The sequence below is a fragment of the Streptomyces sp. NPDC058246 genome (genome assembly GCF_042881985.1).
Lineage (GTDB): Bacteria > Actinomycetota > Actinomycetes > Streptomycetales > Streptomycetaceae > Streptomyces.
In genome coordinates this window covers 65,793-79,772 of record NZ_JBHVWZ010000008.1, presented here as the reverse complement: position 1 = coordinate 79,772, position 13,980 = coordinate 65,793, and the positions used below count along the sequence as shown (strand labels likewise).

The 13,980-nt window shown below is 72.4% G+C and carries 11 protein-coding genes; 5 read left to right on the top strand and 6 right to left on the bottom strand.

Translation table 11 applies throughout. The features are described from left to right. Positions 1-73: 73 nt before the first annotated feature. The 3 genes from ACFVXA_RS14355 to ACFVXA_RS14345 form a co-directional block, all read right to left on the bottom strand. The gene (locus tag ACFVXA_RS14355; protein ID WP_362016679.1) at positions 74-1,744 is read right to left on the bottom strand and encodes a transporter; all 1,671 of its coding nucleotides are present in this window, start codon (positions 1,742-1,744) and stop codon (positions 74-76) included. Beyond that, complete coding sequence (locus ACFVXA_RS14350; protein ID WP_362016677.1) at positions 1,741-2,535, bottom strand: ABC transporter ATP-binding protein; 795 nt, start codon at positions 2,533-2,535, stop codon at positions 1,741-1,743. The genes ACFVXA_RS14355 and ACFVXA_RS14350 overlap by 4 nt, the downstream gene beginning before the upstream one ends. Positions 2,536-2,721: 186 nt before the next feature. Continuing rightward, positions 2,722-3,375, bottom strand: coding sequence for a bifunctional DNA primase/polymerase (locus ACFVXA_RS14345; RefSeq protein WP_383737228.1), 654 nt, complete (start codon positions 3,373-3,375; stop codon positions 2,722-2,724). Positions 3,376-3,691: 316 nt separating this feature from the next. Between ACFVXA_RS14345 and ACFVXA_RS14340 the strand changes: the two genes are divergently transcribed. Both ACFVXA_RS14340 and ACFVXA_RS14335 read left to right on the top strand, forming a co-directional pair. Continuing rightward, positions 3,692-5,077, top strand: a complete 1,386-nt coding sequence (locus ACFVXA_RS14340; RefSeq protein ID WP_362016673.1) for a transcriptional regulator — start codon at positions 3,692-3,694, stop codon at positions 5,075-5,077. 533 nt (positions 5,078-5,610) lie between these two features. Further along, positions 5,611-7,539, top strand: coding sequence for a hypothetical protein (locus ACFVXA_RS14335; RefSeq protein WP_390025138.1), 1,929 nt, complete (start codon positions 5,611-5,613; stop codon positions 7,537-7,539). Positions 7,540-7,712: 173 nt separating this feature from the next. On the opposite strand, the gene ACFVXA_RS14330 is transcribed toward ACFVXA_RS14335, so the two are convergent. Continuing rightward, positions 7,713-9,011 (bottom strand): ABC transporter substrate-binding protein, encoded by a 1,299-nt coding sequence (locus ACFVXA_RS14330; protein ID WP_383737236.1) that lies wholly within the window; start codon positions 9,009-9,011, stop codon positions 7,713-7,715. A 117-nt stretch (positions 9,012-9,128) separates the two neighbouring features. On the opposite strand from ACFVXA_RS14330, the gene ACFVXA_RS14325 reads away from it, so the two are divergent. Together ACFVXA_RS14325 and purU are read left to right on the top strand one after the other, a co-directional pair. After that, complete coding sequence (locus ACFVXA_RS14325) at positions 9,129-9,629, top strand: hypothetical protein (protein WP_362016667.1); 501 nt, start codon at positions 9,129-9,131, stop codon at positions 9,627-9,629. A gap of 87 nt (positions 9,630-9,716) precedes the next feature. Then, positions 9,717-10,601, top strand: a complete 885-nt coding sequence (gene purU, locus ACFVXA_RS14320) for a formyltetrahydrofolate deformylase (RefSeq protein ID WP_362016665.1) — start codon at positions 9,717-9,719, stop codon at positions 10,599-10,601. A 47-nt stretch (positions 10,602-10,648) separates the two neighbouring features. On the opposite strand, the gene ACFVXA_RS14315 is transcribed toward purU, so the two are convergent. Then, positions 10,649-11,887, bottom strand: coding sequence for a zf-HC2 domain-containing protein (locus tag ACFVXA_RS14315; RefSeq protein WP_362016921.1), 1,239 nt, complete (start codon positions 11,885-11,887; stop codon positions 10,649-10,651). A 344-nt stretch (positions 11,888-12,231) separates the two neighbouring features. Next, positions 12,232-12,816 carry a sigma-70 family RNA polymerase sigma factor gene (locus ACFVXA_RS14310; protein ID WP_362016663.1) on the bottom strand — a complete coding sequence of 195 codons (585 nt, stop codon included), beginning with the start codon at positions 12,814-12,816 and terminating at the stop codon, positions 12,232-12,234. 344 nt (positions 12,817-13,160) lie between these two features. On the opposite strand from ACFVXA_RS14310, the gene ACFVXA_RS14305 reads away from it, so the two are divergent. Then, positions 13,161-13,535, top strand: coding sequence for an STAS domain-containing protein (locus ACFVXA_RS14305; RefSeq protein ID WP_362016661.1), 375 nt, complete (start codon positions 13,161-13,163; stop codon positions 13,533-13,535). Positions 13,536-13,980 lie beyond the last annotated feature (445 nt).

Here is a 13,980-nt window from a genome sequence, read left to right as displayed (position 1 = left end):
GCCCACCTCTCCCCAAGTTCTCGGCTTCGCTCGAACAGGGGGAGAGTGCGACCGCCCGCAGGCCGAGCGGCGGTCACCCCTTGCTGACCGCCGCCAGTATCTCCGGCAAGCGCCTCGCCGTCCGCGGGGCCGCCAGCCGTAGCCCGAGCACCGTGATCAGGGCCCCGTACCCGGTTCCCAGCGGCAGCAGCAGCCAGGTCCACTCGTCGCCGTTGGCCACCACGTTGAGCCAGATGGTGAGGGCGATGACGGGGGAGGCCAGGAGCGCGGCCGAGACCATGCCGCCGAAGATGGCGATCCAGGCGAGGCCGGCCTGTCCGGGGGCCACGTTCTTGTAGCCCTCCTGCGGGATCGAGTACGGGAAGCGGGCCGACGACCACGCTCCGGTCGCCAGCATCGCGCCGAGCAGCGCGAAGGAGAGGCCGAGCACCTCGGGCAGCTTGGGCCAGTCGCCGAGCAGCGCGGTCGTCAGGACGGTCACGAGGGTCGCGTACGGCAGGGTGATCAGCAGCAGCGCCAGCGCACGCCCGCGCAGTTCGACGTACGCGTCGCGCGTCGTCGAGATCGTCATCGCGACCATCCAGAACGCGGACGTGTCCTGCCCGAACTGGTTGTACATCTGGATCCCGAGCATCCCCGCCGCGAAGCAGGCGAAGTAGATCGAGCCGGTGCCCTGGAGTGCGTTGAAGACCGGCACGATCAGGCCGATCGCCAGGGACGTCACCCAGGCCGCCTTGGTCTTCGGGTCCCGCCAGATGTAGCGGAGACTGCGCTCCATGACCGTTCCGGTGCGGCCCGGCGGCAGCAGACGGCCGAGCCCCGATGCGCCCGAGCCCCGCTCCCGCGCGGTCGGCTCGGCAGCCTGCAACGTCGACCCGTCCGGCGAGGTCATCAGCCGCGTCAGGTGACGCGACCACAGCGCGAGCAGCCCCACCAGCGCGGCCACGCTCAGCAGCAGTTGGGCGACCCCGACGCCGTACGACCCCGAACTCACCGAATCCACCGCGCCGATCGCCGACGCGGGCGGTACCCAGCGCAGCACCTCGGCCGCCGGATCGAGTTGCGACAGGCCGCCCGCCGCACCGAGCCGCTGGGCCCCGAAGTTGACCAGCTGGGCGCCGACCGCGATCACGAGGCCGCTGAGCACCGCGAGATCGCGGCCCTTGCGGCTGGACAGCAGCCGGATGTTGGCCGCGGCGACCGCCCGCGCGAGGGCCACACAGACGAGCAGGGCCAGGACCACCGCGACGACGGCGGTCACGTACCCCGCCGCGCCGTGCGCCACGGAGATCACGGAACCGACGAGCAGGCACAGCGTGAACAGCGGTCCGATGCCGACCAGCGAGGCCGCGAGCAGTGCCCGTACGAGCGGGCGCGGGTGCAGCGGCAGCATCACCAGGCGGGTCGGGTCGAGCGTCTCGTCGCCGCTGGGGAAGAACAGCGGCATCACGGCCCAGCCGAGCGCCAGGATCGCGATGAGGAGCACGGTGACGGCGGTGGCGTGCGCGTTGCCGCGCAGCGCGATCAGGCCGAGCAACTGGAGAGCGGCGACGAGGAGGACGAGGACGACGGAGGTGACGTACGCGGCCCGCCGCCCGGCCGACTGCCGCAGTCCGTTGCGCAGCAGCGACAGCTTCAGCCGTACGAGGACGGGGGTCACGGAGGTGACCGGGGCGACGGGGGTGATCGGCGCGGCTGAGGCACCGGCTGAAGCGTCGGCTGAGGCACCGGCGTTGGTGGTCATCGGGCAGCCCCGCCGCCCAGCCAGTCGAGGTCCGCTCCGGCGGCGCGGCCGCCCGCGCCGACCAGTTCCAGGAAGGCTTGCTGGAGCGAGGGGGCGCTCCCGCGGACGTCCGCGAGCGGGCCGTGCGCGCGGATGCGCCCCGCGGCCATGACGGCGACCCAGTCGCACAGCGACTCGACGAGCTCCATCACATGGGAGGAGAAGACGACCGTGGCGCCCGATCCCGTGTACCGCTCCAGGACGCCACGGATGATCTGCGCGGAGACCGGGTCGACGCCCTCGAACGGCTCGTCGAGGAAGAGGACTTCGGGGTTGTGGAGGAGGGCGCAGGCCAGGCCGATCTTCTTGCGCATACCGGTCGAGTAGTCGACGACGAGTTTGTGCTGGGCGCCCGCGAGGTCGAGGACGTCGAGGAGCTGGGTGGCGCGCTTGTCGACCTCGGCGCCGGGCAGACCGCGCAACCGGCCGGTGTACGCCAGCAGCTCGCGCCCGGAGAGCCGCTCGAAGAGCCGCAGCCCCTCGGGCAGGACGCCGATGCGCGCCTTCACCTCCACCGGGTCGCGCCACACGTCGTGGCCGACGACCTCGACGGTGCCCTGGTCGGGCCTGAGCAGCCCGGTCACCATCGACAGGGTGGTGGTCTTCCCGGCCCCGTTCGGCCCGACCAGCCCGATGAACTGGCCGGCGGGCACATCCAGATCGACGCCGGCGACGGCGACCTGCTCCCCGAATCGTTTCCAGAGCCCGCGCACGCGTACGGCGGGAACATCCGTCCTTGTTTGCTCGGCCATGTGAGCACCCTAAGGGCTGCCTTCAGGGGCGCGGGGAACCGCGCGCGCCTGGCGAGCGACCACGGATGTCCGCCACGGATGTCCGCAGCCGCCGGGCGACCGGGCCGGGCAGACCAGGCTGGCCGGACAGACAGACCAGGCGGACCAGGCAGATCGGGCAGGTCGGGCAGGTCGGGCAGCGCGCTGTCACCGGTCGCGCCCGCACGCATAGGCGAGCGGCGAGATCAGTTCCTCCGCATCCGGCAGCCACCGGTTCGCGGGCGTCGGCCGGCAGGCCCACTGCACGGCGCCGCGCGAGCCGAACCGGGTGGGCGGGGCGGCGACGTACGACCCCTCCCCGAGCGTGACCAGGTCGAGTGAGGCGGCCGGCCAACCCAGCTTCCGTACCAGCTCGGGAACCTTCGCGGCGGCACCGGGGAGCACGAAGAAGTGCATCCGCCGGTCCGGGGTGCAGGAGACGGGGCCGAGGGTCAGCTCCATGCGACGCATCCGGGCGAGCGCGAGGCAGCCGGCCGTCTCGGGCACCTCGATCGCGTCGAACGTGCGCCCCGTGGGCAGCAGGATCGACGCCGCCGGCTGCTTCGCCCACAGCCGGCGCGCGACGGTCGCGCTGCCCGTCGCCTGGGTCGCCCAGTCCTCGCGCGCCGGATGCGCGCCGGGTACGGCGCACGCGAGGTCCCCGCAGGAGCAGCGCTGCACTCCGTCGACGGCTTCCAGCCAGGTGCCGGGGAACACGTCCCAGTGGCGCTCCTCGGCGTAGCGCACGGCGGTTTCCTGCAGCGATTCGCCGCGCTGCTGGGGGATCTGTGCGGTCTCGGTGCCTGCGATGGTCTCTTCCACGCTGAACTCAACTCCCGGGTCCACCTCGGGTTACGGGGGACACGCGCGCGGGGGAGGAGCATCGATTCCTCGTGTGGGGCGCATGGATGCACGTGTGGGGGCGCGCGTGGGCAACGACAGCGGGGGATGGGTAACCAGGGGAGGGGTCGGGCAGCCGCCCTTACCCCGGCAATCCTCACATGTCTCGCATCTTCGGTATGTCGGCGGGGCATTGATCTTCATGGCCGACTTCTTTCGATGCATTTCGATCCGGTCGGCCGCTGAGGACACGTCAACTCGGTGCGTGGGCAGGCACCGCAGCCACAGGGGGTACGCCATGGCCGCAAGGCCTCTCGTCGCCAGGCAGCCGAACGAACGGTTGCAGGCGCTCATTCAGGAAGCGGGCTGCTCCAACGCCGGGCTGGCCCGCCGGGTCAACATGTGCGGCGCGGAGCACGGTCTCGATCTGCGGTACGACAAGACGTCCGTGGCGCGCTGGCTGCGTGGACAGCAGCCACGTGGGCGGGCTCCGGCCGTCATCGCGGAGGCGCTCGGCCGCAAGCTGGGCCGTACGGTCACGATCGACGAGATCGGCATGGCCAACGGCAAGAACCTCGCCTCCGGCGTCGGTCTCCAGTTCTCGCCGACCGTACTGGGGGCCATCGAGCAGGTCTGCGAGCTGTGGCGCAGCGACGTGGGGCGGCGGGACTTCCTCTCCGGCTCGTCCGTCGCCGCCTCCGCGCTCGTCGAACCGAGCCGCGACTGGCTGATCTCCGCGCCGGACTCGCAGGTGGCGCGTGCGGCGGGCCCGCGGGTCGGCCTTTCGGACGTGGCGGCGGTCCGCGCGATGACCCAGGCGCTCACCGATCTTGACCACCAGTACGGCAGCGGGCATGTGCGCCCGGTCGTCGTGCACTACCTCAACAGCGTCGTCTCCGGGCTGCTCGCGGGCTCCTACCGGGAGGCGGTCGGGCGCGAACTGTTCTCCGCCGTCTCGCGGTTGACGGAACTCGCCGGCTACATGGCCATCGACACCGGCCAGCCGGGCCTCGCCCAGCGGTACTACATCCAGGCGCTGCGGCTCGCCCAGGCGGCGGGCGACCGCGGCTACGGCGGTTATGTGCTCGCCGCGTCCATGAGCCACCTCGCCGCCCAGCTCGGCAACCCGCGCGAGATCGCGCAGCTGGCGCGCGCGGCGCAGGAGGGGGCGCGCGGGCGGGTGACACCGCGCGCGGAGTCGATGTTCTACGCCGCGGAGGCGCGCGGGCACGCGCTGCTGGGCGACGCGCGCGCCGCCCAGCTGGCGTCCGGGCGCGCCGTCACCGCCCTGGAGGGCGCCGACGCGGCCTCCGGGGACGACCCGACCTGGATCGCGCACTTCGACGAGGCGTATCTCGCCGACGAGTTGGCGCACTGCCACCGGGACCTGGGCCAGGCGGAGGCGGCCGCGCGGTGCGCGGAGGAGTCCCTCGCCGGGCACCCCGAGTCGCGGGCGCGCCGCCGGGCGATCGGTTTCGTGCTGCTCGCCACGGCGCAGGTCCAGCAGCGCGAGGTGGAACAGGCCTGCCACACCGGCCTGCGCGCGGTGGAGCTGCTGGGCACCCTGCGTTCCAACCGGGGCGCCGAGTACCTCGAGGACTTCCAGCAGCGACTGGAGCCGTACCAGGACGAGCCGGTGGTACGGGAGTTCGGCGCACGGCTGGAGTTGCAGGCGGCCGCGTGAGCGTGAGGGAGGGGCGCGAGTCTGAGGGCGGGGCGTGTACGTAGGCAGTGCACGCCCCGCGTGAGCTCGGGGCGCGGGCGCCTGGCGTGTACGTGTGGTGGTGCCCGGCGTGTACGTGTGCCGAGACCGCCCGGCGTGTACGTGGTGGGGGCGCCCGGCGTGAAGGTGTCGTGGTGGCGCCCGCTGATATGCGGCGTGCGGGCGTGGAGGTGAGCGCACCGCGCGCGTGGGCGCGTGTGCACGCTCGTGAAGGCACCGCGGTGCCTGGGCGCTCCTGACCCGCGGCGTGCGTGGGCGTCCGTGGGCGTGCTGCGTGCGCGGGCGCACGTGAACTTACGGCGGGCGCCGGTGTGAACGATGGGGAAACAGCGGCGCGGGGCGCGAGGTGAGACATATACAGCGCAGTGGGGGGCGGTTTCGTTACCCATGTCACAGGGGGCGAGGGTTGCGCCCTGTGCTGCGTGGCATCGGGTTGTGGGGACCCGGTAGCGTGAGCCGACGATCCCGAAGGTCCCCCATTCGTAGGAGTCCCGGTGACGCAGAGTGGACAGGGCGAGGAGCCCTCGGCGCGGCCCGCGCGCGAAGGCATCGTGCTGCCCTCCGACGGCGGCGAGCCCCTGCTGCCGGGGATGACGGGCGACCGTACGACCCCGGCGGGCGGTCAGGCCTGGGGCCGGCCGTGGGGTCCCGACCAGTCGGCCGCACCCGCGCCCGCCCCGCAGCCCGGCGAGGGCTGGGGAGCGCCGGTGAACGGAGCACAGACGTGGGGGGCCGACGAGCCGCCCCAGTCCTCCGCCCCCGCCCCGGACTGGGGCACCTCGGGCGCATCCCAGGGCTGGACGCCCCAGCAGCAGGCGGACGCGAACGGCTACCACCAGCAGCCCGACGGGAACGCCTACCCGCAGCAGGGCTTCGCGCAGCAGGGCTTCGCGCAGCAGCCGGCGCCCGGAGCCGGACCGTTGCCGCCCGAGGGCGCGCAGATACCGTCGTACGGCGCGCAGAACGGTTTCGCGCCGGGAGCGCAGGGCGCGCACACCGGCGAGAACAACGGATACGCGGCCCAGAGCCAGCAGGGCGCGCACGCGCAGCCTCCGCACGCGGCGCACGCCACGCCTCCGCACGCCGGGAGCGCACTCCCGCAGGCCGCGGGGGATCCCTACGGCTCCTCCGGGCCGTCGGCCCCCTCGCACGCTCTGCCGTCCGCCGCGCGGCCGGCGCCTTTGCCGCCCGCCGCCGATGACGGTGCGACCCAGTACATCCCGTACATTCCGCCCGCCCCGGGTGGCGACGAAGGGGCCACGCAGTACATCCCACCGGTCGCCGCCGCGCCGGACGAGGGCGCCACTCAGTACATTCCGCCGGTGGCCCCGGGTGCGCTGCCGCCCGAGGTGTCGGCGGACGCGACGCAGTTTCTGGGGCAGCCGCCGCAGGGCGGCGCCGGACCGCTGCCTGCCGCCGCGACCCCGGACGCCGAGGCCACGCAGTACATCGCCCCCGTGCCCGCGCCGCCGGCCGGGGCGCCGTACGGGATACGTCCGGGCGGGCCGGAGGACCGGCAGCCCCCGGCGGAGTTCGACAGCCTGTTCCGCAATGAGCCGGAGGGGCCCGCTTCCACGCAGCAGATGCCGCGCATCGATCCGTCGGCGCCCCCGCACGGCGCGCAAGCCCCGTACGGTTCGCAGGCCCCGTACGGCGCACAAGCCCCGTACGGTTCGCAGGCTCCGTACGGTGCGCCGGGGGCGCACGCTCCTGGCGCGCCGGGAGGCCGGGCCGCCGCACGGCGCGCCGGTGCGTCCGACGGAGACGGCGGTGGTGGTGGACGCGGTGGCCGCGGAGGCTCGCGTGTCCCTGTGATCGCGGCCGTGGGCATCGGCATCGTCGTGCTCGGCATCGGCGCCGGCGCCCTGCTCAGCGACGGTGGCGGCTCCAACAACAAGAAGGACAGCAGCAAGACCGTGTCGGCGACGGCGCCTGCCACGGCCGACTCGGCGTCTCCGGCCGCCGACCCGGTCAAGGCCCAGGCCGTCGAGCTCGACAAGCTCCTGGCGGACAGCAGCAACAGCCGCGACTCGGTGATCAATGCCGTGGCGGACGTGAAGGCGTGCAACAACCTGGACCAGGCGGCCAGTGATCTGCGCGACGCGGCCAAGCAGCGCGGCGAGCTGGTCACCCGGCTCTCCGCCCTCTCCGTCGACAAGCTCCCCAACCACGCCGAGCTGTCCACCGCGCTCACCAACGGCTGGAAGGCCTCCGCGTCGGCCGACAACCACTACGCGGCATGGGCCGACCAGGCCGCCGGCAAGAAGGGCTGCAAGAAGGGCCACGCCCGCACCACCAGCCAGACCCAGGCCGGCAACCGTGCCAGCGGCACGGCATCCGCGGAAAAGGAGAAAGCAGCCAAACTGTGGAACTCCATCGCCGCGAAGTACGGCCTGACCCAGCGCACTCGCACCCAGCTGTAACCGGCGGGCTGGCGCCGCGGCGGCGCCCTACCGCACCCCGGCCCGGGCTGTGACCTCCTGCCCCGGCCGGACCTATGGCCTCCGCTCTGAGGCCCGAGCCGCGGCCTTACTGCCCGCGGCCGGGCCGGCTCCGACCGGTCGCCCCGAGAGGCGGGCGGGCCTCCGAAGGGGCCTCAGTCGGCGTTCTCCAGGGTCTTGGACACATTGACGAACCCCCGTCGTGTCGCCACCAGTTGGCCCTGGCGTACGACGTGGAAGGTGACGTCGGCGTTGACGAGGCGGGGGAAGTCGACGGCTGCGATCAGGTCCTCGAAGCGCCAGCTGAGGGTGGGGGTGAGGCCGCCCGTGGTCACCTTGAGGCCGTTGTCGAGGGCGCGCCGGATCGCCGGTGCGGAGATCTCGCCGTCGCCGAGCGACTCGATGACCGTCCTCAGCACGGTGTACGCGATCCAGGTGGTCTGCACTCCGGCGTCCGCGGGATCGATGCGGTTGTCGCCGAAGGCCTGCTCCTTGATCACCTTGCGCATCTCGTCCCAGCGCGCGTCACTCGAGTTCGGGTACCAGCCGGTGACGTACGCGCCCTCGTACGGGCCCGACTTGCCGCCGGTGGTGTCGACCTGCGACTGGTCGACGCTGCCGAGCACGGTGCCGGTGTGCACCTTGGGGTAGTCGTCGCTGTCGCGCCGGAAGGAGTCCATGAAGGTGTCGGTGCGGTCGCCGAGCGCGGGCACCACACAGCCCTCCTTGAGCGGATCGCTGGTCGCGCGCGTCAGTGCCTGCCGGGTCTGTCCCGAGTATTCGGTGGCGTCCTCGGCGGCCCGCTGGTCCGCGGCGGGCGTATGCCCCTGCGACTTCAGGCCGGAGTTGAGCAGTACCGGCAGCTCGTCGCCGGCGATGGTGTCGGCGCGTACGAGCGCGACCGGGCCGCAGTTCTTGCCGAGCTGCTCGCCGAGGCCGGCCATCAGCGCGGGCTCTCCGCCGTTGACGGGGTACGAGAGGGGGCTGCTGAACTCGTCGTCGGTGACGCCGTAGCCGCCGATGTACGGGATGCCCGCGCTCTCCAGCGGGGCGAGGAACGAACGGCCGTGCTGGCTGTAGGAGCCGACGACGGCAACGGCGTGCTCGTCGACCGCGCGCTGGGCGCACTTCGCGGCCGCCACGAAGTCGTTGTGGTCGTTGCAGGTGAGGACCTTGAGCCGGTGGCCGTTGATCCCGCCGTGGGAATTGACCCAGCGGGCGTATGCCTTCGCCATGGCGGGCATGCCGGGCTTGTTGGTGGCGCTGGTCTTCTCGGGTGCCCAGGTCATGACGGTCACGGAGCCGTCCCCGGAGCCCCCCGTGGCACCAGGGACGACCCCGCATGCGACGGCGATCGACGTACACGCGACCAGCGCGCCCGCGGACAGCAGCGTGGCCTTGACGGGCCGGGGGAGGACGGGTGAGCTCGTGCGTGTGCGTCGCCTGCCGGTCATGGACACGCACGATTCCCTCACTCCGCGAACCCGGGTGTGACCGTTGGTCAACGTGAGGTGACTCAGAGGTGAATTACGGGGGCCGATGATCTGATTTTCGGCGGGAACGTACGATCGGTGACCGTGCAAGGTTCGGAGAACTCTTCCCGTCGCGGCCGTCGCTCATCCACCATGGGCGGCATGCCACTCAACGACATGCCGTGGTGGCGCTGGCGCAGCAATGTGCGCTCCGCGCTGCACATGCTCTCCGACCCCGCCTTCCAACGTGACGTCTGGCTCGCCGGTGTCGAGGGCTACGGAGACGTCACCGACGCCGTGTACCGCCTGGTCGAGGACACCTGGCTGGACAATTGGTCCGCCGAGAAGTATGTCGGCACGATCTTCCGGGACTCCCAGGAGGCGGCCCTCGTCGACACGGCCGTGCTGCGCGTCCTGCGGATCATGCACCAGGTCGGGCCCGACGCGCCCGTCTCCGCCTACCTGGACCACCAGGCGTGGCCGGAGGCCGTGCGCGCCGCGCGCGACGCGCACGTACGCCTGGCGGTGAGCGACGGGGAGGACCCGGACGCCGTGCCGCGCACGCTCGAGGTGCTGCGGATCCTGACCCGGTCGGCGTAGGCGGGCGGGGCGCGGGGCCCTCGGACGGCGTCCGCGTGGTGGGACGGCAGTCGGTCCCCGGCGCCCGGGTATGGGACCCTGTCCTGCATGAATGAGCAGTCCGTCCGCGAGGCCGCACCGGCCTCCGAGCAGTACGTCCTGACCCTCTCCTGCCCGGACAAGCAGGGCATCGTGCACGCCGTGTCGAGCTACCTCTTCATGACCGGTTGCAACATCGAGGACAGTCAGCAGTTCGGCGACCGCGACACGGGTCTGTTCTTCATGCGGGTCCACTTCTCGGCGGAGGCGCCGGTGACGGTGGAGAAACTGCGGGCGAGCTTCGCCGCGATCGGTGACTCCTTCCACATGGACTGGCAGATCCACCGGGCCGAGGACAAGATGCGCATCGTCCTCATGGTCAGCAAGTTCGGCCACTGCCTGAACGACCTGCTCTTCCGCGCGCGGATCGGCGCACTGCCGGTCGAGATCGCGGCCGTGGTCTCCAATCACACCGATTTTGCCGAACTCGTGGGTTCGTACGACATCCCCTTCCACCACATTCCGGTGACGAAGGAGACGAAGGCGGACGCCGAGGCGCAGGTGCTGGAGCTCGTCCGCGCGGAGAACGTCGAACTCGTCGTCCTCGCCCGCTATATGCAGGTGTTGTCGGACGACCTGTGCAAGGCGCTCAGCGGCCGCATCATCAACATCCACCACTCCTTCCTGCCGAGCTTCAAGGGCGCGAAGCCGTACCACCAGGCGCACGCCCGGGGCGTGAAGCTGATCGGCGCCACCGCGCACTATGTGACGGCCGATCTCGACGAGGGGCCGATCATCGAGCAGGAGGTCGAGCGGGTCGGTCACGAAGTGTCTCCCGACCAGCTGGTCGCCATCGGGCGGGACGTGGAGTGCCAGGCGCTGGCGCGTGCGGTGAAGTGGCATGCGGAGCGCAGGATCCTGCTGAACGGCCGACGCACGGTGGTGTTCGCGTAGGCGGGTTCCGCCCCCTCCGCCGACAGATCGCGCGGTTCGCCGCGCTCCTACATCCGGCTCAACGACGCCGCGGCGAACAGCACGTCCCTGATCGCTTCCCGATCCCCGTCCTGGCCGGCGGCCGCCTCTTCCGGCGACACATGCCCGGCCGCCAGCCGGCAGAACTCCACGCCGTCCAGCGCGACATGGGCCACCTCCCGCTCGGCGGAGCCCACCGCACCGGGCGAGTCGAGCGGGATCAGCCAGTCCCCGCCACCGGATCCCTCGATCTCGAGACGCAGGCTGCGCCCCGGCTCGCCCGCCGCCACCAGGTGACGCGGCGGCGCGGCGGAGAGCCCCGCCCGGCGACGGGCGGCCAGCGAACTCGGCAGCATCCGCGCCGCCAGGTCGATCATCCGGTGGAGGTGACGCGGCGCCGGCGGCTCGTACGGGTAGTCCACCGCGTCCGCGATGTCCCCCGCGTGCACCCAGCACTCGAAGGCCCGGTCCAGCATCGCGTCGCGCAGCGGCAGCTCGAAGCCCCCGTACGACACGGGCAGACGCCCGGAGCCTTCCTCCTGTCCGGCTCCGCCCGCGCGGGAGGTACCCCCGTCCGCGAACGCCACCGTACGGACGATGTTGTGGCTCTGTTCCCGCCAGGGCACGCGCACGGACCGGGTGGGCGGGAAGTGCGAGGCGCGCCAGTACGCCTCGGTGCGCTCCCCGGGGTGGGTCGGATACTTGGCTGCCGGGCCGGTCGGGCCCAGCGGGTCCTCCAGGCCAAGGGCGACGGCGACCAGGCCGTCGACGCTCAGCAGATGGGCGATGACCCCGGCGACCGTCGTACGGCGGTTCACCGGACCGTCGCCCTCGAACCAGCGCAGCCGCACGGGCGCGTGCCACTCGGCGCCGCCTATGTCCTGCAACAGCGCGTCGAGGCGCGCGGCCTCCGCGTCGTACGGAGCGGCCCACTCCGGCACCGGGATGCGCGGCGGGCGCCGGTCGAGGCAGACCTCCAGGACCCGGGTGCGCAGCGTCGGGTCGAGGTCGAGTGTCTCGGCCGGGTGCAGCAGCCCGACCGCCTCGCGCAGCCGCAGCGCCTCGTCCGCGCAGGAGCCGCAGTCCCCGAGGTGTTCCTCGACGGCCGCCGTCTCCTCCGCCGAGCAGGCGGCCAGCGCCCACGCGCCGAGCAGCGACTTCAGCACCCGGTGCTCCAGGACGAGCGGCACCGGTCCGGGAGCGGCGGCCGGCTCGGGCGGCGGCAACGGCAGCCCGGTGTCCTCGACGGAGGAACGCGGCAGCGGTATGCGCGGGGGTTTGCCCGGCTCTGCGCCGCTACCGTGAGCGGGGCCAGGGCCACCAGGGGCGTCAGATCCGCCAGATCCGCCGGCTCCCCCAGATCCGGCAGCTCCCTCAGCCCCGTCAGGTCCGTGCGGCTCTGAGGTCCCGCCGCCTGCCGCTGCCGTATCGGCGCCGTCCGGTTCTACGCCATCCCCGGAGCCGGCGGAGCCGGCGAAGCCGCCGGGGCCCGTACGTCCTTCGTACGCACCGCCCACATCGCCGGCATCGTCCGTCTCATACCCCTCGTACCCCTCGAAACCTTCTCCCTCGCCGCTCTGGCCGCACGCCTCGGACCGGTCCGCTCCTCCGCTCACCGCGCACCCCCGTATTCGGGCGGGGCGCCGGCGGGCCCGGCGTCGTGGGCGGTGGAGAGGAGCTGGAGGCCGAGACGGAGCCGGCGGCGGGCCTCGTCCTCGGTGACGCCGAGGTCGGTGGCGGCCTGGCGGTAGTCGCGGCGCTGGAAGTACGCGAGCTCCAGGGCGGCGCGCAGGGGGGCGGGCATGGAGGTGACGATGTAGTCCGCGCGGGCGGCGACGGACGCGCTGCGCACCTTCCGCTCCAGCTCATCGGTGGTGCCCGGGCCGCCGCGCCGGGCCAGCGCGGCGGTCTCGGTCGCGCGCAGCCGTTGCACGGCGAGACGGTGGGTCAGTGTGGCGACCCAGGAACGCAGCGGGCCCTGCTTGGGGTCGTACGCCTCGGGGTTCTCCCAGACGTGGGCGAAGACCTCGCGCGTGATGCCGTCGGCGGCCCGCTCGTCGCCCAGTACGCGGTGGGCGAGGCCGTGGACGAGCGAGGCGAATCGGTCGTAGAGCTCACCGAGCGCGGCCGCCTCCCCGCGTGCGAGCCGCTGCTGCATCTTGCGGTCCCAGCGGGGCGGTGCGTCCTTTGTCGCCATACGGCCCCCTCACCCTGCGTTCCTGCTGTCCAGCCTGTGTGCACCGCTGTCTCGAATGTAGTCGGCACGTCTGACAGCGCACGCCCCTTTACGTCAATGTGCGCCCCCGGAAAGGCCGTAGATGGTAGAAGCCAATCGCCTTCCCCATCGAATCCGATCGAATCAGACCGTACGCGCCCGATCGCGTCCGAAACAGCTCGCTCGCTCACCAATTTCGACCGTAGACCGACGTTTCTTCCTTCGCGGACCGGTGTTTCATGGAACCAGGGTGGGGCAGCCGCGCTGAAAGGAAGCGTAGGAACTGCTTCCGTTTTTGCTGGGCGAGGCGAGCGAGAGGCGTTGCGGTGACGATCAAGGTGACTGACGGGGAAGAGGGTGGGTGGGCTGTGCTGCGCGTGTCGGGCGAGCTGGATCTCGTGACGTCACCGGTGCTGCGACAGCGGGTCCACGACGTTGTGGCGGACGGCCGGCACGGTCTCGTCCTCGACCTGTCCGAGGTCTTCTTCTGCGACTCCAGCGGCGTCGGTGTGCTCATCGCCACCCGGCGGCTCATCCGCTCGTGCCAGGGCAGCCTGCGCCTGATCCTGCCCGCTCACGGCGCCGTGGACGGCTCGCACGTCAATCGCGTCCTCGCGGCGCTCGGCGTCCGCCGCCTCTTCGACGTGTACCCGGACGTCTCCACGGCCGTCACCGAGGAGTCGAGCCCCCTGTCGGCGTGACGCTCCCCGCCCTGCCCTGCGCTCGCCGCCTGCTTGCGCGCCCTCCGCTTGCCCGCCCGCCCGCGTGCACGCCCCATCCCATGGCGCCCGCGCCTTTGCCCGCGCTCCCCTCGCCTCCACCGCGCCCGCGCCCTGCCCACGCGCCCTCCCCTCACGCGGCGCCCACGCTGCACCCGCGCGCCCCCGCCCGCACGGCGCCAGTCACCCGGCCCGCGCGAGGCCCGCGTCAGCTCAGCGCGAGGCCCGAGTCAGCTCCGCATGAGGCCCGAGTCGGCCCCGCGGCAGGCCGTGTCACGTCCGCGGCTCTCCGCCACACAGTTGTCCCAGAATTCCCGCAGTCTTGGTACAATCGTCGTTTTCCCGCTCCCGCGGTGGCCCGGGCGTCGTACGCTCCGTCCCAGATGAACCCCAGTCCGGCTGAGAGTCCGGCTGAGATGTAAGGCGG

What these genes read in the sequence shown, in the direction of transcription:
- ACFVXA_RS14310 (WP_362016663.1), bottom strand. Translation starts at nt 12,816, where the DNA reads ATGGCGACAAAGGACGCACCGCCCCGCTGGGACCGCAAGATGCAGCAG.
- ACFVXA_RS14355 (WP_362016679.1), bottom strand. Translation starts at nt 1,744, where the DNA reads ATGACCACCAACGCCGGTGCCTCAGCCGACGCTTCAGCCGGTGCCTCA.
- ACFVXA_RS14350 (WP_362016677.1), bottom strand. Translation starts at nt 2,535, where the DNA reads ATGGCCGAGCAAACAAGGACGGATGTTCCCGCCGTACGCGTGCGCGGG.
- ACFVXA_RS14330 (WP_383737236.1), bottom strand. Translation starts at nt 9,011, where the DNA reads ATGACCGGCAGGCGACGCACACGCACGAGCTCACCCGTCCTCCCCCGG.
- purU (WP_362016665.1), top strand. Translation starts at nt 9,717, where the DNA reads ATGAATGAGCAGTCCGTCCGCGAGGCCGCACCGGCCTCCGAGCAGTAC.
- ACFVXA_RS14340 (WP_362016673.1), top strand. Translation starts at nt 3,692, where the DNA reads ATGGCCGCAAGGCCTCTCGTCGCCAGGCAGCCGAACGAACGGTTGCAG.